The sequence below is a fragment of the Cytobacillus sp. MT66 genome (assembly GCF_058792595.1).
In genome coordinates, this window is record NZ_JBXAFB010000002.1 from 302,019 (window position 1) to 322,878 (window position 20,860).

A 20,860-nucleotide genomic window follows, 5' to 3' on the forward strand; every position below is an offset into this window, starting at 1 on the left:
CATCAAGTACAGATGGCTTTAGAAAAGAAAAAAAAAGGCATCTGTACGGATAAAACATTATAATAACTTTTTCAGGAGGAACAAACACGAATGACGATTATTGAAGGTATAATTCATACCTATGCCCAATTTTTCAATTGGGAGATGTGGGTTGAGGTACTATCAAATCCCGTGAGCTGGGGATTAATAGGAACACTGGTAATTTTGGAGGGGCTATTATCTGCCGATAACGCTCTTGTACTTGCCGTTATGGTTAAGCATCTGCCTGAAAAACAGCGCAGAAAGGCACTTTTCTATGGACTATTAGGAGCTTATGCATTCCGTTTTATTGCCATTGGTATAGGTGTATTTTTAATAGAGCTATGGTGGGTAAAAGTACTGGGTGCTGCATACCTTGCTTGGCTTTCTATTAAATATTTCATGGATAAAAAGAAAGAATCTGATGCCGAAGAAGAAGAGATTAAGGGAATGAACCAAAGCGGTTTATTAATCCGTCTATTCGGGACTTTCTGGGGAACAGTTGCTGCTGTTGAATTAATGGATATCGCTTTCTCCATTGATAGTGTACTAGCTGCTTTTGGAGTCAGCCAGCAAATCTGGGTTCTTCTTTTAGGTGGAATGCTAGGTGTCCTAATGATGCGGGGAATTGCCGGTGTATTCCTAAAGCTTATTGATCGAGTACCTGAACTTGAAACATCCGCCTATGTGTTAATCCTGATTATTTCTGTTAAAATGCTATTAGGTGTAGTTGGTATTCATGTTGACCATATCTACTTCTTTATCATTTTATTAGTTACGTTTGCAGCTACCTTTGTTGTTCACTTTATGAACAAGAAAAAGGAAGAGGCTCAAGGAACAGGAAAATAACATAATTTTAAGAGATAAAAAGGGAACAGACAATTGTCCGCTCCCTTTCTTTTTTTTACAGAAATCTTTCAATCTAGGAGAATATAGTATGAAATTATTTGCTGATCTTCAACAAGGTGAGTTGAATGAAATATTTTATAAAAAACCAGAGGAGTTTAATAAGTTCTCCGACCAAGATATTTTATCATATGCTTTGGGGGCTACACTGTACATGCCGGCAACTAGGCCAAATATTCATCAGGATCTTCTTTCGAAAAAGCTTTATGGCCTGACATCAATGGTTATCTGCCTGGAAGACGCTGTCGGCGATAGCGAGGTGCAATTAGCTGAGTCAATGCTGATCAGTGAACTCCATTCATTAAGTGAAGACATAGAAAAGGGATTAATCAATGCTGAAGATCTGCCGCTCCTATTTGTTCGCATCCGGGGATATGAACAGTTTATGCGGTTAATTAAGGGTGTCGAGAGGGGCTTGGAACTGCTAACCGGGATTGTGATTCCCAAATTTTCTCCTGGAACAGGAAAGCCTATTTTAAAGGCAATAAAAACTCTTAATGACCAGGGGTATACCATTTATGCCATGCCTATTTTAGAAACAAAAAAGGTCATTCAAAAGGACACGAGACTATCAGAGCTCATGGCCATTAAAGAACTTGTTGATCAGTATAAGAATTATATTCTTAACATGAGAATCGGCGCCACAGACTTTTGCGGCCTGTATGGAATTCGCCGAAATTGCGACACCACTGTCTATGATATTGCGGTAATCAGAGACTGCATTGCCGATATAATCAACGTGTTTTTGCGTTCCGATCAGCCATATGTCATATCAGGACCGGTTTGGGAGTACTTTTCTTCAAAAGATCGGATGCTAAAGCCCCAGTTAAGGCAGACGCCATTTCGGGAGCGATTCGGCAACGATGGGGTTGATTATCGCTCAGCACTCATTGATAAGCATATGGACGGATTAATTAGAGAGGTGTTAATGGATATTACTAACGGCCTAACGGGAAAAACCATTATCCATCCTACACATATCCGCCCGGTACAGGCGCTAAATGCAGTATCCTATGAAGAGTATTTAGATGCAAAAAATATTATCGATCAAGGGAATGGCCAAATCGGTGTGATGAAAAGCAGCTTTTCCAACAAGATGAATGAAATTAAACCACATTCCTATTGGGCGCAAAAAATTCTTCTAAAATCAAAAGTTTACGGGGTGCTAAATCATGAATACACATACATTGACCTACTCTCCAAAGAAATTAACACTTCCAATTCTCAGCCAATTAACAGTTGAAATCGAGGTAGCAGAAAATCCATATAATTGGGAAGTCACAGACCTATTTCAAATGGCAGCACGAATTAACAAAAAAAGATCATTCCTATTCGTCAGCAAAATCCTCGGCAAACACATACCGATCGACCCAAAAAAAGGCCTGCAAACCGGAGCCCTGCTAGCCCAGCGCTACATCAATAAAAGAGCTTTAACGCACCACAGCGACGGGGGACAGGCCCCCGATGGTTTAACGCACCACAGCAATGGGGGACAGGCCCCCGATCGTTTAAAGCAGCAAAGTGATGAAGAGATGTTTGCCCCGTTTGTGAGCGAGAAGGTGAATCCGGTGATTATCGGGTTTGCAGAAACAGCGACAGCTCTTGGGCATGCGTTTTTCCATTGCTTTAAGAAGGCTGATTATTTTCATACGACGAGAGAGATCCTGGTTGACCGCGATCCGGTGATTACTTTTGAAGAGGAGCATTCCCATGCTACATCCCATCGCTGCTATGTTGATGAAGCGATGTTAAATAATGATCGGGAAATCATATTAGTTGATGACGAGCTGACAACAGGAAAAACGGCAATCAACATTATCCGTTCGATCCACAATCGCTTTCCAAGAAAAACCTATACGGTTGTCTCTATACTGGATTGGCGCTCTGGCGAGAATATGCAGATCTTTGCTGACCTAGAAAAGGAACTTGGAGTCGACATTCATTCCGTTAGCCTCTTAAAGGGGAAAATCAATGTTACTGGCGATTTAAAAGCAGTAAATAAAAAGGAAATCAATGAAAGCCAGCTCAAAACACAACAAAACATTAAAACAATCAATATTCAGGATGTTTTTCCAGGCATGCTCGCACAGGTTGATTCCTCTTCAAGCACACTGGCCGGAGCAATCAAGAATACCCCGTATTTAAAAGGGACGGGCAGATTCAGCATGTCCGCGAATGATAACGAAAGTCTTACACAAAGCTTGAAGGAAATAGGCCATTTTTTGCAGAACAAGCGTATTGGCGAAAAGACTCTTTGTCTCGGGACAGGAGAATTTATGTATATCCCAATGAAGGCTGCATCCATGATGGGGGACGGTGTTTTCTATCAATCAACGACTAGAAGTCCGATTTATGTCAATAACATAGAAGGCTATGGTGCAAAGTATGGTCTGGCATTTCCAAATCCGGAGGACTTTGACATTGCCCATTTCGTTTACAATATTCCCCCAAATGAATATGATGATGTCTTTGTGTTTTTTGAACGAGCGGTATCTGAAAATGAACTGAAGCCGCTGCTTAACGAATTAGGGAAAACAAATATTAAAAATATAAATATTGTTTTCTTTAATGGAGGTGCGTAACAAATTGAATAGATTAGCAGAAAATAAACAAACGTTCGGATCCTACAGTGAAAAAGATGTCATTTTCCTTTTAAAGGACTTGAGTCATTTTCAGCTGGAAGGCTCGGTTGAGGCTCGTGAACAAATGATCCAGGGCGGTCAGCATTACAGCGAAACATTGCCGATAGAATACCAGCCGCCGGCAGAGTACCTGAAGGTTTTCTGGGAAACTCTTGCTGAATATAAGCAAAAGGTTGCCTTATGTACTGGGGTCGTATCTGAACAGATATACGCCCAAAAAGGGGAGAATACGGTATTAGTTTCATTGGCACGAGCAGGTACTCCTGTCGGGGTTCTTATTAAGCGTTACCTCCTGGAAAACTATCAGCTGGATTTGCCGCATTACAGCATTTCCATCATCCGCGACAGAGGGATCGATGAAAATGCCGTCCGTTATATATTAAAAAGCCACCCGGGAAAATCCATTCAATTCATTGACGGCTGGACTGGCAAGGGGGCTATTTCCATTGAATTAACAAAGGCATGCAAATCTTTTAAAGAAAAGTACGATATTGAACTTGACGATACGCTTGCCGTTCTCGCAGATCCGGGACACTGCACAACTTTATTTGGGACAAGAGAAGACTTCTTAATTCCAAGTGCCTGCCTTAATTCTACCGTATCAGGGCTAGTAAGCAGGACAGTTCTAAATCAACAATTAATTGGACCGGAAGACTTTCATGGAGCAAAATTTTATAAAGAAATGCTTGATGACGATGTTTCAAATGAATATATAAAAGAAATCACAGAGCAATTTCCCCTTATTCTAGAAGAGGCAAAGAAAAATGCTCAACTGCTGCTGCAAGGCGATAAAGAGCTGCCTGCATTTAAAGGTCTTCAGGAGGTTAAAAGGATTGCAGAGGAATTTGCCATCAGCTCATTAAATTATGTAAAGCCTGGAGTGGGCGAAACGACAAGAGTACTTCTTAGAAGGGTGCCGTGGAAAATTTTGATGAAAGATCCAGACAGTCCGTTTGTCAAGCATATATTAATGCTGGCAAAAGAAAGGGATGTTGAGGTTGTCCATTATCCAAATATGAGCTATACATGCTGCGGGCTTATAAAAAAGGTTGGAGAAACCAAATGACTATATTTGCATCAGATTTAGACCGTACTCTGATTTATTCCAAAAGGGCTTTAGAGGATTTTAAGGAACAAAAGGATGAAAATGCTATTGGTGTTGAACGTCTAGATAATAAAACCATCTCATATATGTCAAAAAAGTCCTTTATGATGCTGAGAGAGCTTGCCGGAAAAATCCTCTTTATTCCTGTAACGACAAGAACAGCGGAACAATATAATCGAATTCGGATTTTTGCTCGGGATATCCCAGTCACTTATGCAGTAACGTCTAATGGAGCAAATATATTTTATAATAAAAAGCCATTGAAGGATTGGGAGAACATCATTCATGAGCGTCTTAAAACGGAATGCGCTTCGATAAAAGAAATGACTGAAATTATGCAGGGCTTTAAGCTTAACGCTAGATTTAAGTCAGCTGAGGACTTATTTTTTTATTATATTCTTGAAGAGCCCATTTCTTTTGATCAAAAGCTTGTGATCCAAAAAACGGCATCAGAACATGGATGGCGTACATCCCTTCAGGGGAGAAAATTATACTTAATGCCAAATCCTATCTCCAAGGGTGAGGCAGTGCAGTTTATTAAAGAAAGAGAAGGGATGTCAACAGTTATTGGTGCCGGGGATTCCCTGCTTGATTCTGATCTTTTAAGAGTGAGTAACTATTCCTTTATTCCAGCTCATGGGGAATTGGCTAAAGAAGGCAAAATAGATTTCACTCATGTATTGACAAGCAAAAAGGGGATTTTAGCTGCAGAGGAGATCTTAAAAAATGTAAATCATTTAATAGAGACCGATCGATTGGCTGCATTTGGTTCGAAAAGATAAAATAGCATTGCCTTAGAAAAAAATTATTCTTTAAAATATCTTCGCAATAATAAAAACAGGCTCGCACCGAAGACATAGGAACTGACAAAAATGAAAAATGCTCCCCATATGGACGCATGTACGGTTAGGGTCATCAAAGTAAACAGCATGGCCCAGAAAAACAGATCAATAAAAATGAAAGTTCCAGAGCTTAAGATATCCACAACTGCCTGTATATCGGATTCATTGACTTGATATTTAGATTTTCGAAATAGGTACCTCATGGCATCACCCTCTTTTCCATGTAATTTAACGTATGCTGGGACGGGTATAAAGGTGAAAATACGAGCTTGAGATTATATCCTTTTACCTATGAAACTTTTCTTCCATTCATTTCGTAAAAGAAGAGGAATGTTTTTAGAAAACTTTCAATACGTATGGTATGATAAAGCTAAGTTTACAAAATATTACACTGCCTTCCTTTTTAGAAGGCCTCCCGCATTTTTTTGTATATAAAGGGAAGTGATGATATGTTGAGTCAGCCATACAGTCAAATTAGCCCTGAGTTAATACCAATATCATATGAAAATTGGCTGGATATGTTAAAAAAGCCTGTAAAGGAAAGACCGCAATTTACCATTGATAATGGCATGATTCATATTGGACAAGTTGCTGCCCGCTTTCTAGGAATTCCGCTGGATGAGGACCAATATTATAACCGTTTATATGATCTGATCCATACCGAAAAAGCCGGCCTCCATTTACTGAGTGAAGATAGTCTTGATAAAACAATTGAAAATCAACATTTTCAGTCTATCCAAAAAGTATTAAATCTTAATCAGGAACAAAATTTATCCATTAACCGGTTTACCGCCTTCCTTGACGGTGAACAGCTTTTGCTGAAATCGGGGATTCCTGCTTTGCATAGAAGATTAAGAGAAGCGATGATCATTGTTCTTGAGGCGTTTTCTCAAAATGAGGACAAAGGGTTAAAGGGACAGGAGATTCGCCGTGTTCTTGTGGATATCATTAAGTGGAGCATCAATCACCTTGGCCAATTGCTGGATGAAATCAATCCAGAAGAAGCTATGCCAAAATTTTTATGGTACGGGAATTCTAATAAAAGTCATAAATATTTTTTACAATATTTACTTGAAATAGGCTGTGATGTGATTATTTTTTCACCCTCGGGGGAAGACCTATTTGCGGGGATAGAAAATGAACGAAGGAAAATCTTTCTTTATCAATATCCCGAGAAACAACAGCCAGAGCCATTTCCAACTGAAAAAAGAAGAAGATCCGCGACAGTCGCTTATCGCGCTTCAAGGGAAATTGAATCGATCCTGAACCATGAAGGATCAGGTCTATACAAGCCGTGGCAGCTGCGAGATTATACTCCGCTGTCTCTTACACTTAAAACAACGTATGACGAGCTTTTCATCTTGATCAAAGAAAAAGCAATGTTTCGGCCTGATTTTGAAGTTAAAAATGGACATGTAAAAATACCGGCCCTCTTTGCAAAGATTCAAGGGGTGAGCAGGAACCGAAAGGAATATTGGGATCGTTTGCATGCGATAGCGGAAAATGATTGCTCCTTGCTAGTCAGTCGTTTCCCTTTTACCAATAATGCAAACAGCGATTTTCGATTCCATTATCGAAATGCCTTAGGAGCTGATGGCCTGCTGGATCCGCAAAAAATGATCAAGGCCCACTATTGGAAATATCAGCAATTGCCAACCGGCCTGCAGAATGGAATAGCCACAGCCATTCGCAGTATTTGTGCACGGCCAGGGTTAAAACCAAACCGTAATGAAGGCCCAGAGGAATTAAAAACCTATCTTTTTACACAGGCGATGCAGATGCCGGCCAGCATTCTGCAGCTGCTGCAAAAATTTGACTACTCACAGGACGTGCCGAAGCTAGTTCTATATAATAATGAATTAAATGGAACGATGACAAGAACGGATGCGGCATTGCTATTATTGTTAAATCAATTTGGAATTGATATTGTTTTATATACACCATCCGGCCATAATGACTTGGAAAACTTTGTGAAAGAGGGTTTATACGATGTTCATTGGCTCGAGGATGTGGTGTTTGAGCAGGAATATAGAGAACCATCATTATTAAAAAGGGTTCAGGGGCTCATTAAAAAAAGTTTAAGGGGAGATTAAAGCATGGAGCAAATGCAGCAGACAAATCTGGAGCTAACATTAAGCAAACCAGCTGAAGATAAACTGACAGAAGCAAGTGCTTCTCAGCTGAAGCTTGCATTAAGACAGGATCCAGAGGTGCAAAATCTGGCCCGTTCCATCGATGAAAGGGATCAAATTCAAATTCTCGAATTCGGGAAAGAGCCTGCTACACAAATATCTCGCTTCTCTGATCAAATTTTGGGCAATATGAGAGCGACAAAAGTAGAAGACTCTGGCGAATTATTAAAGCAGCTTGGCCGAATTATGGATAAATTCGATAAAAAAGATTTTGAGAAAACATCAGGCGGCCTTTTTGGCAAGCTCTTTAAAAAAGGCGAAAAAATGATTGAAAAGCTGTTTGGAAAATATCAGACAATGGGCCAAGAAATTGATAAGGTCTATGTAGAAATATCAAAATATCAAAATGAAATGGTAGACTCCACTACCATGCTTGATCAAATGTATGAGCAAAATTACCAATATTACCTTACATTGGAAAAGTATGCAGTTGCCGGGCAGATGAAGGCAGACGATTTAAAGGCAAATCAACTGCCGCAATTGGAATCCCGAGCGGCAGCAGGAGACCAAATGGCTTCCATGCAGCTTGATACCTTAAGAAATGCGATAGATTTACTTGAGCAAAGAGTATATGACCTTGAAATGGCCAAAATGGTTGCACTGCAGACTGCGCCGCAAATCCGCCTATTGCAAAGAGGAAACACAAAGCTTATTGGTAAAATCAATTCAGCTTTTGTCACAACCATTCCGATTTTTAAAAACGGCCTCATTCAAGCAGTGGCAGCAAAAAGACAAAAGCTTGTTGCTGACTCCATGAATGAGCTTGACCGCAGGACGAATGAAATGCTCCTTCGGAATGCACAGAATATTTCCAGTCAAAGTGCTGAAATTGCCAGACTTGCAGGCAGCCCAAGTATTAAAATCGAAACGATCGAAGAATCTTGGAATATTATCATAAAAGGTATGCAAGAGACAAAAGCCATAGAAGAAGAAAACAGACGTTTGCGAGAAGAAGGAACGAGAAGGCTTGAACAGCTGCAGGATAATTTCAAGAAAATCAAACAGCAATAAGGGTAAAATGCCCCTAAAATACATTCATACTACTATTTGATGAGGTGACGAATCATGGCAATTAATTTACAAAAAGGACAGCGCGTTGATTTAACAAAGGGAAATCCTGGATTATCAAAGATTATGGTTGGCTTAGGCTGGGATCCCGTGCAAAAAAGCGGAGGCGGAGGGGGACTATTCGGCTCCCTATTTGGAGGCGGTGGCGGTGCCAATATTGACTGTGATGCCTCTGTAATTATGCTTGGCGAAAATGACAAAATCAGAAGCAATAATGACGTCATTTATTTCGGCAATCTGAAGAGCAAAGATGGCAGTGTGCAGCATACTGGCGACAACCTGACTGGTGATGGAGACGGTGATGATGAACAAGTATTAATCGATTTAAGCCGCATTCCAGCACAAATTCAAAAATTAATATTTGTTGTCAATATCTATGATTGTGTTAAGAGAAAACAGCACTTTGGCATGATCCAAAATGCATTCATCCGCATTGTTAATTCAGCAAACAATCAGGAAATAATCCACTATAATCTAACAGATGATTATAGCGGCAAGACGGCTCTTATTGTGGGTGAACTGTATCGCCACGGAAATGAGTGGAAATTTGCTGCAGTTGGAACTGGCACAAATTCCCCAGGACTTGCTGATGTAGTGCGTTCTTATAGCTAACAAATACCTTCTAACAAGCCTTAGGCAAAATGCCTGAGGCTTTTTGCAATTTTTACCTTTCTTCTCATTTGTCTCTTTGATATATTACTATGCTATAATAATAATATTCTCACATTTAACTATAAAAATACTTCAATAAGAGCCCTAAAGAAAGGGTGACAATATGAAAAAGGTTACGACATTAGTGCTTTTACTTGCAATCTCCCTTTCTCTCATAGGCAGCTCACAAGCCGAAATGGGCGGAATTAAACTTCGTGACTTTCCAAGTCATTCTCTTCTAAATCAAACATTAAAGCTTCATTCACCCTATCCCTTAGGCAAATTGGTTATTCTCCCAATAGGTGAATTTGATCAAATTCAGGCAGCGCGGATTATTTCGAGAGTTGATCAGCTTCCGGCCTCCCTTTTAAATAAGATTGTTAAAGAGGATATTAAGCTAAAACTATTTGTTGGAAAATTAACAGATAATCCTTCGGCTAAAGGTCTCGCTGGCATTATTCCAAGAGGATACAAAAGCAATACGACCTGGGATAAGGTACCTGGAATAGGCGGAGGGAAGACCGTGCTAGTAAAGATTGGCAGCAGTGAAAAGGGCGAGGGGCATGGTTCAGTCAACCTGGAGCTGCATGAACTAGCTCACTCTATTGATAAATATGTGTACAATGGAATTCGTTATGATCCTAGGTATCTGGCCATCTGGACAAAGGAATGTGCTGTTTTATTTCCAAATCAGGAATACTTTTTGTCCTACCCAGAAGAATATTTCGCCGAAGCATTTGCCATGTATTATCTGAACAAACAAACAAGATTTATCCTTCAGGCCAAAGCCCCGGAAACATTTCATTATATAAAAAAATTAAATTAGATAGGACAAGATTAATTTAGACAAAACTGTTAAAATAAGTACCATGTACAAAAAGTAAAGGTTGGGTGTAAATGAAACAATATCTAGAACTTTGCAATCACATCCTTGAGCATGGTGTGAAAAAAGAAGACCGGACTGGAACAGGAACAATCAGCACATTTGGCTATCAAATGCGTTTTAATTTAGAAGAAGGCTTTCCTGTTTTGACGACCAAGAAGCTTCATTTACGATCTATCATTTATGAATTGCTGTGGTTCTTAAGCGGGGATACCAATGTAAAATATCTTCAGGATCATGGTGTTAGAATTTGGAATGAATGGGCTGATGAAAAAGGGGAGCTTGGCCCTGTATATGGCCATCAATGGCGTTCATGGACGGGAGCGGACGGGCAAACCGTTGACCAAATCTCCCAGCTTATTCAGCAGATTAAAACAAACCCAGATTCAAGGCGTCTGATTGTTAGTGCTTGGAATGTAGGTGATGTTGAAAAAATGGCGCTCCCGCCATGTCATTGCTTATTCCAGTTCTATGTTGCAGATGGCAGATTGTCCTGCCAGCTATATCAAAGATCCGCAGATGTATTTTTAGGTGTGCCTTTTAATATTGCTTCCTATGCACTATTAACAATGATGATTGCGCAAGTATGTGATTTGAAGCCAGGTGATTTCGTTCATACATTTGGGGATGCACATATCTATTTAAATCATGTGGAGCAAGTCAAGCTTCAGCTGGGCAGAGAAGTGCGTTCACTGCCTCAAATGAAGATCAATCCAAACGTAAAGGATATTTTTAGCTTTAAGTTTGAAGACTTTGAATTAGAAAATTATGATCCGCATCCGCACATCAAAGGGGTGGTCAGCGTATGATTTCACTCATTTGGGCAATGGACAAAAACCGGGTGATTGGGCACAAAAATCAGCTTCCATGGCATTTGCCAGAGGATTTGAAGTTTTTTAAAAGAACAACAATGGGACACCCGATTGTGATGGGGAGAAAAACTTGGGAATCGATTGGCCGTGCACTTCCTGGAAGAGAGAATATTGTTATTACCAGAAGCGGGGATTTTCAGTGTGATGGCTGTACAGTCAAGAATTCATTGGATGAACTGATTGATTACAGCAAGAAAAAAAATGAAGAAATCTTCGTTATAGGCGGGGCTGAAATATTTAAATCAATTTTACCGGATGCAGACCGGCTATATGTAACCAGGATTGACCACGAGTTTGAAGGGGATACCTTCTTTCCTGAGCTAAAGATGAATGAATGGGAGCTTATTTCAAAAGAGTTAGGGATAAAGGATGAAAAGAACCCATATCATTATACGTTTGAAATTTATCAAAGAATATAGGGCCGCCTTTTTGGCGGTCCCTTTTCGTTTTAGGCATTGGTTAAATAGTCCGTGAGTTTTTTGAGCATTTGCTGGAACTCTGCAGGGTCACAGAATTCCTCTGGTGAAAAATTACTTTTGACCCAATGGATTAATTCATATGGCGTATTGAAAAATTCTCCGCTTGAATCGCTTTTACGAATCATATAACGGCCATTATCTTCATCTAAGGTTACTTCAACAGGCATGGCACAATCGTGACTGCAAAGAGAAAATTCCATATCCCCACCACCTCTCAATAAAAGTAATATTCTTAATATTCGATATTATATGTCGGAAGATGAACTTGCTATTCGCTGAAAATCCAAAAATTTTTATTTTTTTAATTATAACGTTAAATTTACTTCTTACAAGTGTTATAATGTACAAATTAATAGTGTGAAAAGTGAGGGTGACAGTATGGAACAGAAGGTAATCAAGAAAAAATGGGTGCAATTGGAGGAAATTTTGATTGCGTACCAGCAGCTTAAGGATATCGTTGCCCATACACCGTTACAAAAAAATGAACGGCTTTCGGAAAAATACGGGTGTAATGTATATCTAAAAAGAGAGGATCTTCAGCATATTCGGTCCTTTAAGCTTAGAGGAGCATTTTATGCCGTCAACTCATTAACAGAAGAACAAATGAAAAATGGTGTCGTATGTGCCAGTGCCGGAAACCATGCTCAAGGTGTTGCATATGCCTGCAGATATTTAGGCGTCAAAGGAAAAATATACATGCCAGCTACAACGCCTAGGCAGAAGGTTAGCCAGGTGGAATTATTTGGCAGGGAATATGTTGATATCATCTTAGTTGGAGATACCTTTGATGATTCCTATAATGAAGCAATGAAATGTGTAAAAGAGGAAAACAGCACATTTATTCATCCATTTGATGATGAAAAGGTGATTGCAGGCCAAGGTACGACGGCTGTTGAAATCCTTAACGATTGTGAGGAACCAATCGATCACGTTTTTGCAAGTATTGGCGGCGGCGGCTTAATGTCTGGCATAAGTACTTATATAAAGAGCATTTCTCCTGAAACAAAAATGATTGGAGTAGAACCTGCAGGAGCTGGTTCCATGAGGGAATCAGTAAATAATGGCCACGTGACTCCGCTAGATAAGATTGATAAATTTGTTGACGGAGCTGCAGTGAAATGTGTAGGGGAGAAGACGTTTGATATTTGTGAAGAGCTTGTTGATGACATTATTCTTGTTCCTGAGGGGAAGGTTTGTACGACCATTCTTGAACTCTATAACGAGCATGCGATTGTGGCCGAACCTGCAGGTGCCTTGCCAATTGCTGCCCTTGATTTTTATAAAGATGAAATTAAAGGGAAGAATATTGTGTGCGTGATTAGCGGCGGGAATAATGATATCGGAAGAATGCAGGAAATGAAGGAAAGATCTTTATTATATGAAGGGCTTCTGCGCTATTTCATCGTTAATTTCCCTCAGCGTGCCGGGGCTTTAAGAGAATTTCTTGATGAAGTGCTGGGGCCTACAGATGACATTACAAGATTTGAATATACGAAGAAAAATAATAAAGACAATGGGCCTGCTTTAGTGGGAATTGAAATGAAGCATAGCGGGGATTATGCAAGCCTCATTCAGCGAATGAATAAAAAGGGCTTTTCTTATATGGAAATTAATAATGACAGTAATCTTTTTCATTTGCTTGTTTAATTGGACAAACAATACTATAATAGCAAGTGGTGAGAGGAATACTGGCTAAGGCCTTTCGAATTGTGAATTATGTATGAACTTTTGATTTCCTATCGCCGCAATGGCAACAAAAACACTATAATGTAAATGAACCAAAGCATTTTCTTTGAAGGAGGATGTTTAATGCTATCAAACATCGGTTTTCCTGGATTAATATTAATATTAATTATCGCATTAATAATATTTGGTCCAAAAAAATTGCCTGAGATCGGACGCGCATTCGGTCAGACATTAAGAGAATTTAAAAAGTCAACAAAAGAATTGACAGATGATGTCATGGAAGAATTTGAAGACGGAAATCAGAAAAAAACGCTGAAATAAGGTGCAAGATGTTTATCTTGCCCTTTTTTTTCATCATTCAAGCTAAGCACTAGGAGAAACGTATAGCATGGCAGATAAAGAACAAAATATTGTTGAACATTTAGATGAATTGCGGAAAAGGCTGATTATTTCTGCAGTCGCCTTTTTCACATTTTTTATTGTTGGGTTTATATATGTTGAGGATATTTATCAATGGTTTGTTCGTGATCTTGATGCAAAATTGATTATCTTGGGCCCGAGCGATATCGTTTGGGTATATTTTTCACTTGCTTCCATCGTAGCCATTGCCGGCACCATTCCAGTTATGGCTCTGCAAATCTGGCTATTCATTAAGCCAGGATTGACCAAAAAGGAACAAAAGCTTTCACTATCCTATATTCCAGGGCTATTTTTATTATTTATCGGCGGTCTTGCTTTTGGCTATTTCATTATTTTCCCAATTATCATGGAATTCCTTGTGAATCTTGGAAGCCAAATGATGGAACCTAGCTTCACAGCAGAAAAATACTTTCGTTTTATTATGAGCGTGACTCTTCCTTTTGGTGTTCTTTTTGAATTGCCAGTAATTGTTATGTTTTTAACTTCTTTGGGCATCATTAATCCAACTTGGTTAAAAAAGATAAGAAAGTACGCTTACTTCGTTTTATTTATCATCGCTGCTGCGATTACGCCGCCTGACTTGATTACCGAGATTCTTGTTGCTATTCCGCTTATCGTTCTCTACGAGATCAGCACAAGCTTATCAGGCTTTGTTTATAAACGAAAGTTAAAGAAAGATCAGGAATTAGAAAGGGCTAGTGAATACGAACCTATTGATGAAAACTAACCAAGGTAAAAAAATTTTTATTGCCATAAAAAGACATCTTTTTAGCCTCCTTTTGGTGTATAATATAAACAAACGGGTAAAAAAGAGGATTGATATTTTGCTATTCAAAAGCCTAGAGTTCAAAAATGCTGTTGGACAGAAGGTAAGAATTACAGAAATACCTGTATTAAAGAAAAATAGCCCATTTTATTTCATGATTCAAGTCCGTTTACAATCTTTTATTTCCTCTGTCTACGGAGATATGAGGGCCAGAAAGAGCTATTCATTCAAGGAATATTTAAAAAGAGTCTTAAAATGGCCAGTATATGAGCAATTATTTTGTTCGTACGAGCTAAAAAATAATGCTTAATTTTTTGAGTATCGGTTTCCAGCCGATACTCTTTTTATTTTTAACCATGCAGTTGGCCAATATATCGCGCAAAGTCTGTAAAATTATTGTAGTATTAAAGGAAATTGCGTGGTTCGTGTCGAAAAAGATTCTGTAAAAGTGGCGAATAGAGGGATTGTTACATGAGAGTGAAGGAACATATAAATAATCTGCCAGTGTTTAAAAAAGTATTGTTATTTTCCTTTGTTATTAGTTTTTTTCTTGTGGCCACTACCGTTGTGATCGGTCATGTTATACTGACAAAACAAATGGAGCAGCAGCTAAGATACCGCGCAGAAGAAATGACCTCGTTATGGGGATCTACCATTAATCATCGGGACCTGAGAACAGTTATTGAAGTGGGAAGCACTGACCATCCCCTATACCGCCGTTTGAAAAATAAACTGACAGTGGTGAATGAAAAGGCTTATTATAACCATGCACTGCTTCTGGCTCCGAAAATGACCGATGAAGGTATATTAGTCTTAGTAAGCTCGGAAAGCTATCATAAATTAGGTGTCCCAAGCTTTTCCTATTATTATCCGGGGCACATTTATTATCAGGCCTACAACGAAGCATTAACGAAAAAAAAGGTAGTCTCAACAAAGATCTATCACGATCAATATGGCATGTGGATTGCTGCCTTTGCTCCGATTATTGGATATAATGGGGAAGTTGCAGGTGTTTTAAGCCTCGATATTGATGCGGAAATTATTAATACATATAAAAAGAATTTTACTCTCTTTTTATTGGGCTTTTTTGCTATTACAATGATCATTGGCTTTTTTATTTTAAAGAGGGGATTTAAGAAGGTATTGAGCCCGTTAAATGAAATTATTACAGGCCTGAATGAGGTCAGTGCCGGAAATTTCAATGTAAAATTGACATCCTCTAACCAGTCGGATCTTGGAATTCTTGCCGATAGATTTAATTATATGACTGAACAGCTTACAATGCTGTTTGAAAGGCTTTCTGCGACAACAGAGCAGATAGGGCGAATCAAACGGACCATTGAACCAATGCATAGATTGGAGTCCGCGATTGATGAAATGGACCAAATCCTGCAGCGAACAAAGATTCAGCGTGAGCTGCAGCGTGCGGAAAAAATGAATGCTATTGGTCAGCTTGCAGCCTCTGTTGCTCATGAAATTAGAAATCCAATGACGGTTGTTAAAGGTTTTCTGCAAATTTTCTTAGCTAAAGAACAAATGAGTGAAGAAGAACGGATGTACATAAAATTAATGATCGACGAATTAAATCGTGCAGAGACCATCATAAATGATTATCTCTCCCTGGCACGTCCCGATATGGAACGGATCGAGAGAGTGGATGCTGGCTTGCTTGCGTCCAATGTGTTTGATCTAATGAACTCCTATGCGCTAATGTCGAAAAATATTGTATTTGAATATGACTTTCCTGAAGATGTTTTTATTAAAGGAAATACAAGCGAGCTTAAACAGGTATTAATCAATATATTAAAAAATGGAATTGAAGCGATGAAAAATGGCGGTACACTGAGCCTTTTTGTCTATAAAACGGAGGAATATGGTGTATTTGAAATTAATGATACCGGAATTGGCATGAGTTCAGACGAGCTGGACAGGCTTGGTACAGCGTTTTATTCATTAAAGGAAAAAGGAACTGGAATTGGTCTGATGGTATGTTATCAAATTATTGATAGAATGAAAGGGATTATTGAGGTGCAAAGTGAAAAAGGAAAAGGAACGACCTTTAGAATTTTTGTCCCTCTTGCAGATTTAGAATGTTAAGCAGCCTTGGCACGGCTGCTTTTTATCATTGTGATGATTAATTAGTTACTAATTTACCTTCCTTCTGAATAAATTAATCGCAGGAGGTGTGTAGATTGAAGAACGTCCTTCTTTTTAGTGATTTTGGTGTGGATGATGCGGTTGCTATTATATTCGCCTATTTTTGTATGGAAATTAATCTCGTCGGCGTGGTTGCTGATTACGGAAATGTATCCAGAGAAAATGCATTAGCGAATGCCTCTTACCTTGAAGAATTAACAGGGGTTAGAACAGTGCCGGTTTTCGGCGGAGCAGAATTGGCATTGACAGGGGAGAGGCCGGTTTATTATCCTGAGGTTCATGGAGAAGCTGGTCTAGGCCCCATCATTCCTGACATTAAGGTCAATGAAGATTTATTTGAAAACTTTGATGGCATTAAACCATTGATTGAAAAATATAAAAATGATTTATATATTGTTAATATTGGCAGACTTTCTTCATTGGCAACAGCTTTTATCTTATATCCTAATTTGATGGAAAATGTAAAAGAGTTTTATATTATGGGAGGAGCATTCCTTGTCCCAGGAAATGTAACACAAGCAGCCGAAGCAAACTTTTATGGTGACCCTTATGCAGCCAGAATATTAATTAATCAGGCACCAAAAAAGCTTCATATTTGTCCGTTGGATGTGACTATGTCTGCCATTATTACACCAGCGACCGTTAATTCCCTTCATGCCTACTATGAATCGACTAATAATAAGCTTGGTTTAATAATTAAACCGATGGTGGATTTTTATTATTCTTTTTATCAAACATCCAATCCAGGCATAAGCGGCAGTCCCATGCATGATACATTTACATTATGGTCCATTCTTGATGATGCAATGGTAGAGTGGGCAGAGGTCCCTGTTCAAGTTGTTGTTGATAGGGGCATCGCCTTTGGTGAAAGTATTGGCGACTTTAGGAAAAAACCGGATACTAAGGAAAACGATTTTAAAATTCATAAGGTAGCTACAAAATTTAATTATGCATCCTTTATTAAATCTTTTTTTGAAATCATGAGGTCATCTACGGAGAATATCAATGAAAAACAGCCTGGAACATGATAGGTTCACAAATCTGCCGTACTTTTTTCTTTCCTCCTCCGTATTAGTCTGCTAGAATAAGGGGCGAATACATAGAGGAGCGAGATAAAAAATGAAATTAAGGTTTGTTACAGTCATTATGATTTTGACAGTTTTTGTTCTGTCGGCCTGCGGCAGCAAGAGCATAGAAAATGCTAAAAACTGGCCGGTTCCTGATTTCACGTTTACTGATCAAACAAATAGTTCATTTGGTTTATCAGATTTAAAAGGGAAAGTATGGGTGGCGGATTTCATTTATACCAACTGTCCTGATATTTGTCTGCCGATGACTTTTAATATGGCAAAGCTGCAGAAAATGGCCAAAGATGAAGGAATTGAAAATATTCAGTTTGTATCCTTTAGCGTGGATCCGACTGTTGATACGCCTGAAGTGTTGACAGAGTACTCCAAACAATTTGAAGCTGATTTGTCAAACTGGCATTTCTTAACTGGTTATGGTCAGGAAGAAATTGAGAAATTTGCGATGGATCATTTTAAAACAATTGTGAAAAAGCCTGAAAATGACCCAAACGTTATTCACCAGTCTTATTTCTATTTAGTTGACCAAGAAGGAAAGATCCAGCAGCTGTATTCTGGCCTTGAAGATATACCGTTTGAGCAAATTATTAGCGATATGAAAACACTTCAATAGACCTATTTAGGTCTATTTTTTTAATGATTAGCAGTCAGCGTGATATAATATAAATACTGTGAATATTTCTTCCCCCGATCAGCAAAGAAGTTTTTTCGAAATTAAGGCGGGTGATGATATGAAATGCAAGTTAATCTTCATTATTCTCTGCACATTTGTTTTGGCCTCCTGTCAAGTACATTCATCCAATATTGGCTCCTTAAACCAGTCAAGAGAAACATCTCTTATGATTAAGCAAGATTTGCCGGCAGATTTTATTCCGAAAGATATTACGATTGTCTCTGCGGGTGATTCCCTGACACAAGGGGTTGGTGACAGTACAAAACGCGGAGGATATGTGCCCTACTTAAAGGACTTGCTCGAAAAAGATAAAGGTATTGATGGTGTAAATATAGTGAATTTTGGTGTCAAAGGCAACCGGTCTGACCAGCTGCTGGAAAGACTCCACTCCAAAAAGGTGAAGCAAGCTGTTAAGGACGCCAATATGATCATTATCACCATAGGCGGAAATGACATGATGAAGGTGGTCCGCGAAAACTTTTCAAAGCTAAGCTTCCAAGCATTTAAACAGCAAAAACAGATTTACGAGAAAAATTTAGACAAAGCGATAAAAGATATTCGCAGTGATAGCCCAGAGAGCACCATTGTGCTTGTCGGCCTTTATAATCCTTTTATCAAGTGGTTTGCTGATATTAGCGAAATTAATGACATTATTGATAACTGGAATGCAGCAAGCAAAGAAATCCTATCTAAATATCCAGATACCCATTTTGTAGAGGTAAAGGATATCTTTGATGAAGGATCAGAAGAGCTATTATACAAGGATTACTTTCATCCGAATGATAAGGGCTATGAATTAATGGCACAGCGGATCTATAGCACTCTTACAAATGAGGCGTTAGATCAATTTTTCCGTCAATAACGCTTTGGGGAATAAGGAGAATGACCGTTGAGGAATAAACTATGGAGAAATTTATTTATTACCCTGTTAGGCATTAATATGCTAATTATTATTGGTCTTTGGGTAATGGCGGGCCTTCCGGTTGAGGAAGAAAGTTATTCGGCGCCTAAGGCAGACTTGGACAGCTATGTTCCCTTTAAAATTCAGACTAATAAACAGGATTTAAACCAGGTAATTAATCATTATTTGGATAAAGAAGGATTAACGGGTCCTGTTGATTATCGGGTTGTGCTTGGCGAAGAGGTAGAGCTTTATGGCACGGTTTCCGTTTTCAGCAATGAAATCCAGATGAAGCTTACGTTTGATCCGATCCCTTTGGATAATGGTGATATTGTTCTTCAGCAGAAATCCATTTATGTCGGCAAGCTTCAGCTCCCTGTTTCCTATGTGCTGAATTTCATTAAGGACCGATATCAAATGCCTGAATGGGTTTACATTCAGCCAAAAGACGAGAAGATATATGTTTCATTGCAAAAGATGAAATTAAAGAGTGATATTCGGGTAAAGGTTGATGAGTTTGACTTGGCCAATGATCAAATTCTAGTAACTTTAATGGTGCCTGTCAAATAAAAAAAGGCGTAAGGACTTTAATGTGAAGCTCCTTATGCCTTTTTATATTTAACCTTTTAGGATCATAGCTTCCATACCAGGCTCCTCGGCAGCTGAACCTAGGATTAGAATAGTATAGGTTCTATTAGGCTTTAGCTGAACCTGAGGCATCGGCAGTACAATATTATTCGAACCTTGGACTCTTGCTTCTAAATCGATAACCATAGGTGACAGGCCAAGATAATCAGTATAGCCGCGATAAGCTACATTCGAAAAAATAACGTCACGCTTTTTCACCGCAATATCTAATGCAGGCGCATCAGGGGAAAGATGTGCGAACCTAATCTTTGTCTCACCCTGCGGGAGCCGAGGGTCGTCTTCCAGGGCCAGCCATTTTACATTCGTTTTCGTTCCAGCAAAGATTAATGTGTATAATTTGCCAGGCTCGACAACAACCTTTCTGCTTAATATCGTTGTCGTTGCATTTCCTGCTGGGTAAATATCAATCTGATGCTTCCCGGATGGTAGGGAAAGATAGCCGCTTGCGTCTTTGTAGGAGAAATCCTTGAAGATTTTCAGGCTGTCAATATAAATATCAACATTTTCAGCATCCGCAGAGGCATTGACAAACCGCACCTTTCCTTGTCCTGCAGGCCCCGTTGAACTCTGGCTAGGCATCATACTTGTCCTTGACGATTGTACAGCCAGATGGATATATTTCAAATGCTCTTTATAATAGGCGATGTGCCTATCTGGATTCGAATATTTATAGAAATTCGCCAATAGGTCGTACATTCCGGCTTTTATTAAATATTCATTTGTATTTCTATCTTGGGACATACCTCTCGCTCCTATCTACATGGTATATGCCCTATCATATGAATCCGGGTTTAGGTTTGTGCCTTGTATCCCGATGTCTATTTCGCAAATTTCATATATGGCCCAAATGAATATTTCTTAGCCAT

Annotated in this window: 23 protein-coding genes; 20 read left to right on the top strand and 3 right to left on the bottom strand. The window is 39.0% G+C overall.

What is annotated here, in order from left to right; all coding sequences use genetic code 11:
- The first annotated feature begins 90 nt into the window (after window positions 1–90).
- From AC1Q59_RS04785 to AC1Q59_RS04805, 5 genes are all read left to right on the top strand, one after another.
- Window positions 91–867 (top strand): TerC family protein, encoded by a 777-nt coding sequence (locus tag AC1Q59_RS04785; protein ID WP_492364651.1) that lies wholly within the window; start codon window positions 91–93, stop codon window positions 865–867.
- 88 nt (window positions 868–955) lie between these two features.
- Window positions 956–2,167 (top strand): HpcH/HpaI aldolase/citrate lyase family protein, encoded by a 1,212-nt coding sequence (locus AC1Q59_RS04790; RefSeq protein WP_492364652.1) that lies wholly within the window; start codon window positions 956–958, stop codon window positions 2,165–2,167.
- Window positions 2,097–3,506: a phosphoribosyltransferase family protein gene (locus tag AC1Q59_RS04795; protein WP_492364653.1), complete on the top strand. Its 1,410-nt coding sequence runs from the start codon at window positions 2,097–2,099 to the stop codon at window positions 3,504–3,506. Before AC1Q59_RS04790 ends, AC1Q59_RS04795 begins: the two co-directional genes overlap by 71 nt.
- Window positions 3,493–4,632: a cysteine protease StiP family protein gene (locus AC1Q59_RS04800; protein ID WP_492364654.1), complete on the top strand. Its 1,140-nt coding sequence runs from the start codon at window positions 3,493–3,495 to the stop codon at window positions 4,630–4,632. Before AC1Q59_RS04795 ends, AC1Q59_RS04800 begins: the two co-directional genes overlap by 14 nt.
- The gene (locus tag AC1Q59_RS04805; RefSeq protein WP_492364655.1) at window positions 4,629–5,453 is read left to right on the top strand and encodes an HAD family hydrolase; all 825 of its coding nucleotides are present in this window, start codon (window positions 4,629–4,631) and stop codon (window positions 5,451–5,453) included. The genes AC1Q59_RS04800 and AC1Q59_RS04805 overlap by 4 nt, the downstream gene beginning before the upstream one ends.
- Before the next feature lie 23 nt (window positions 5,454–5,476).
- On the opposite strand, the gene AC1Q59_RS04810 is transcribed toward AC1Q59_RS04805, so the two are convergent.
- Entirely contained in the window at window positions 5,477–5,716 is a 240-nt protein-coding gene (locus AC1Q59_RS04810; RefSeq protein WP_492364656.1) for a hypothetical protein, read from the bottom strand.
- Between the two features lie 246 nt (window positions 5,717–5,962).
- Between AC1Q59_RS04810 and AC1Q59_RS04815 the strand changes: the two genes are divergently transcribed.
- The 6 genes from AC1Q59_RS04815 to AC1Q59_RS04840 all read left to right on the top strand — a co-directional run bounded on the left by AC1Q59_RS04815 (window position 5,963) and on the right by AC1Q59_RS04840 (window position 11,598).
- Window positions 5,963–7,606, top strand: a complete 1,644-nt coding sequence (locus AC1Q59_RS04815; protein WP_492364657.1) for a YceG family protein — start codon at window positions 5,963–5,965, stop codon at window positions 7,604–7,606.
- Between the two features lie 3 nt (window positions 7,607–7,609).
- Entirely contained in the window at window positions 7,610–8,716 is a 1,107-nt protein-coding gene (locus AC1Q59_RS04820) for a toxic anion resistance protein (RefSeq protein ID WP_492364658.1), read from the top strand.
- 54 nt (window positions 8,717–8,770) lie between these two features.
- Window positions 8,771–9,385, top strand: a complete 615-nt coding sequence (locus AC1Q59_RS04825; RefSeq protein ID WP_492364659.1) for a TerD family protein — start codon at window positions 8,771–8,773, stop codon at window positions 9,383–9,385.
- Window positions 9,386–9,548: 163 nt separating this feature from the next.
- Complete coding sequence (locus AC1Q59_RS04830; protein WP_492364660.1) at window positions 9,549–10,250, top strand: anthrax toxin lethal factor-related metalloendopeptidase; 702 nt, start codon at window positions 9,549–9,551, stop codon at window positions 10,248–10,250.
- Window positions 10,251–10,321: 71 nt separating this feature from the next.
- Window positions 10,322–11,116, top strand: coding sequence for a thymidylate synthase (locus AC1Q59_RS04835; RefSeq protein ID WP_492364661.1), 795 nt, complete (start codon window positions 10,322–10,324; stop codon window positions 11,114–11,116).
- The gene (locus AC1Q59_RS04840; RefSeq protein WP_492364662.1) at window positions 11,113–11,598 is read left to right on the top strand and encodes a dihydrofolate reductase; all 486 of its coding nucleotides are present in this window, start codon (window positions 11,113–11,115) and stop codon (window positions 11,596–11,598) included. The genes AC1Q59_RS04835 and AC1Q59_RS04840 overlap by 4 nt, the downstream gene beginning before the upstream one ends.
- A gap of 29 nt (window positions 11,599–11,627) precedes the next feature.
- Here the strand turns inward: AC1Q59_RS04840 and AC1Q59_RS04845 are convergent, their stop codons facing one another.
- Complete coding sequence (locus AC1Q59_RS04845) at window positions 11,628–11,858, bottom strand: hypothetical protein (RefSeq protein WP_492364663.1); 231 nt, start codon at window positions 11,856–11,858, stop codon at window positions 11,628–11,630.
- A 178-nt stretch (window positions 11,859–12,036) separates the two neighbouring features.
- On the opposite strand from AC1Q59_RS04845, the gene ilvA reads away from it, so the two are divergent.
- From ilvA to AC1Q59_RS04890, 9 genes are all read left to right on the top strand, one after another.
- On the top strand, window positions 12,037–13,305 hold the full coding sequence (gene ilvA / locus AC1Q59_RS04850) for a threonine ammonia-lyase IlvA (protein ID WP_492364664.1): 1,269 nt from the start codon (window positions 12,037–12,039) through the stop codon (window positions 13,303–13,305).
- 162 nt (window positions 13,306–13,467) lie between these two features.
- Entirely contained in the window at window positions 13,468–13,665 is a 198-nt protein-coding gene (locus AC1Q59_RS04855) for a twin-arginine translocase TatA/TatE family subunit (RefSeq protein WP_492364665.1), read from the top strand.
- A 67-nt stretch (window positions 13,666–13,732) separates the two neighbouring features.
- Complete coding sequence (tatC, locus tag AC1Q59_RS04860; RefSeq protein ID WP_492364666.1) at window positions 13,733–14,491, top strand: twin-arginine translocase subunit TatC; 759 nt, start codon at window positions 13,733–13,735, stop codon at window positions 14,489–14,491.
- 97 nt (window positions 14,492–14,588) lie between these two features.
- Window positions 14,589–14,840, top strand: coding sequence for a DUF2535 family protein (locus AC1Q59_RS04865; RefSeq protein WP_492364667.1), 252 nt, complete (start codon window positions 14,589–14,591; stop codon window positions 14,838–14,840).
- A gap of 161 nt (window positions 14,841–15,001) precedes the next feature.
- A complete protein-coding gene (locus AC1Q59_RS04870) occupies window positions 15,002–16,627 on the top strand; it encodes an ATP-binding protein (protein ID WP_492364668.1) in 1,626 nt (541 codons plus the stop codon).
- A gap of 86 nt (window positions 16,628–16,713) precedes the next feature.
- Entirely contained in the window at window positions 16,714–17,715 is a 1,002-nt protein-coding gene (locus AC1Q59_RS04875; protein ID WP_492364669.1) for a nucleoside hydrolase, read from the top strand.
- A gap of 91 nt (window positions 17,716–17,806) precedes the next feature.
- Complete coding sequence (locus tag AC1Q59_RS04880) at window positions 17,807–18,385, top strand: SCO family protein (protein ID WP_492364670.1); 579 nt, start codon at window positions 17,807–17,809, stop codon at window positions 18,383–18,385.
- Between the two features lie 118 nt (window positions 18,386–18,503).
- Window positions 18,504–19,307 (top strand): SGNH/GDSL hydrolase family protein, encoded by an 804-nt coding sequence (locus AC1Q59_RS04885; RefSeq protein WP_492364671.1) that lies wholly within the window; start codon window positions 18,504–18,506, stop codon window positions 19,305–19,307.
- Window positions 19,308–19,334: 27 nt separating this feature from the next.
- The gene (locus tag AC1Q59_RS04890; protein ID WP_492364672.1) at window positions 19,335–19,916 is read left to right on the top strand and encodes a YpmS family protein; all 582 of its coding nucleotides are present in this window, start codon (window positions 19,335–19,337) and stop codon (window positions 19,914–19,916) included.
- Between the two features lie 48 nt (window positions 19,917–19,964).
- Here AC1Q59_RS04890 and AC1Q59_RS04895 read toward each other — a convergent pair whose 3' ends face one another.
- The gene (locus AC1Q59_RS04895) at window positions 19,965–20,735 is read right to left on the bottom strand and encodes a DUF4397 domain-containing protein (RefSeq protein ID WP_492364673.1); all 771 of its coding nucleotides are present in this window, start codon (window positions 20,733–20,735) and stop codon (window positions 19,965–19,967) included.
- Window positions 20,736–20,860: the final 125 nt, after the last annotated feature.

Excerpts from the sequence above, each read along its gene's own strand:
- AC1Q59_RS04785 (WP_492364651.1), top strand. The coding sequence starts at position 91 with ATGACGATTATTGAAGGTATAATTCATACCTATGCCCAATTTTTCAAT.
- AC1Q59_RS04790 (WP_492364652.1), top strand. The coding sequence starts at position 956 with ATGAAATTATTTGCTGATCTTCAACAAGGTGAGTTGAATGAAATATTT.
- AC1Q59_RS04795 (WP_492364653.1), top strand. The coding sequence starts at position 2,097 with ATGAATACACATACATTGACCTACTCTCCAAAGAAATTAACACTTCCA.
- AC1Q59_RS04800 (WP_492364654.1), top strand. The coding sequence starts at position 3,493 with ATGGAGGTGCGTAACAAATTGAATAGATTAGCAGAAAATAAACAAACG.
- AC1Q59_RS04805 (WP_492364655.1), top strand. The coding sequence starts at position 4,629 with ATGACTATATTTGCATCAGATTTAGACCGTACTCTGATTTATTCCAAA.
- AC1Q59_RS04810 (WP_492364656.1), bottom strand. The coding sequence starts at position 5,716 with ATGAGGTACCTATTTCGAAAATCTAAATATCAAGTCAATGAATCCGAT.
- AC1Q59_RS04815 (WP_492364657.1), top strand. The coding sequence starts at position 5,963 with ATGTTGAGTCAGCCATACAGTCAAATTAGCCCTGAGTTAATACCAATA.
- AC1Q59_RS04820 (WP_492364658.1), top strand. The coding sequence starts at position 7,610 with ATGGAGCAAATGCAGCAGACAAATCTGGAGCTAACATTAAGCAAACCA.
- AC1Q59_RS04825 (WP_492364659.1), top strand. The coding sequence starts at position 8,771 with ATGGCAATTAATTTACAAAAAGGACAGCGCGTTGATTTAACAAAGGGA.
- AC1Q59_RS04830 (WP_492364660.1), top strand. The coding sequence starts at position 9,549 with ATGAAAAAGGTTACGACATTAGTGCTTTTACTTGCAATCTCCCTTTCT.
- AC1Q59_RS04835 (WP_492364661.1), top strand. The coding sequence starts at position 10,322 with ATGAAACAATATCTAGAACTTTGCAATCACATCCTTGAGCATGGTGTG.
- AC1Q59_RS04840 (WP_492364662.1), top strand. The coding sequence starts at position 11,113 with ATGATTTCACTCATTTGGGCAATGGACAAAAACCGGGTGATTGGGCAC.
- AC1Q59_RS04845 (WP_492364663.1), bottom strand. The coding sequence starts at position 11,858 with ATGGAATTTTCTCTTTGCAGTCACGATTGTGCCATGCCTGTTGAAGTA.
- ilvA (WP_492364664.1), top strand. The coding sequence starts at position 12,037 with ATGGAACAGAAGGTAATCAAGAAAAAATGGGTGCAATTGGAGGAAATT.
- AC1Q59_RS04855 (WP_492364665.1), top strand. The coding sequence starts at position 13,468 with ATGCTATCAAACATCGGTTTTCCTGGATTAATATTAATATTAATTATC.
- tatC (WP_492364666.1), top strand. The coding sequence starts at position 13,733 with ATGGCAGATAAAGAACAAAATATTGTTGAACATTTAGATGAATTGCGG.
- AC1Q59_RS04870 (WP_492364668.1), top strand. The coding sequence starts at position 15,002 with ATGAGAGTGAAGGAACATATAAATAATCTGCCAGTGTTTAAAAAAGTA.
- AC1Q59_RS04880 (WP_492364670.1), top strand. The coding sequence starts at position 17,807 with ATGAAATTAAGGTTTGTTACAGTCATTATGATTTTGACAGTTTTTGTT.
- AC1Q59_RS04885 (WP_492364671.1), top strand. The coding sequence starts at position 18,504 with ATGAAATGCAAGTTAATCTTCATTATTCTCTGCACATTTGTTTTGGCC.
- AC1Q59_RS04895 (WP_492364673.1), bottom strand. The coding sequence starts at position 20,735 with ATGTCCCAAGATAGAAATACAAATGAATATTTAATAAAAGCCGGAATG.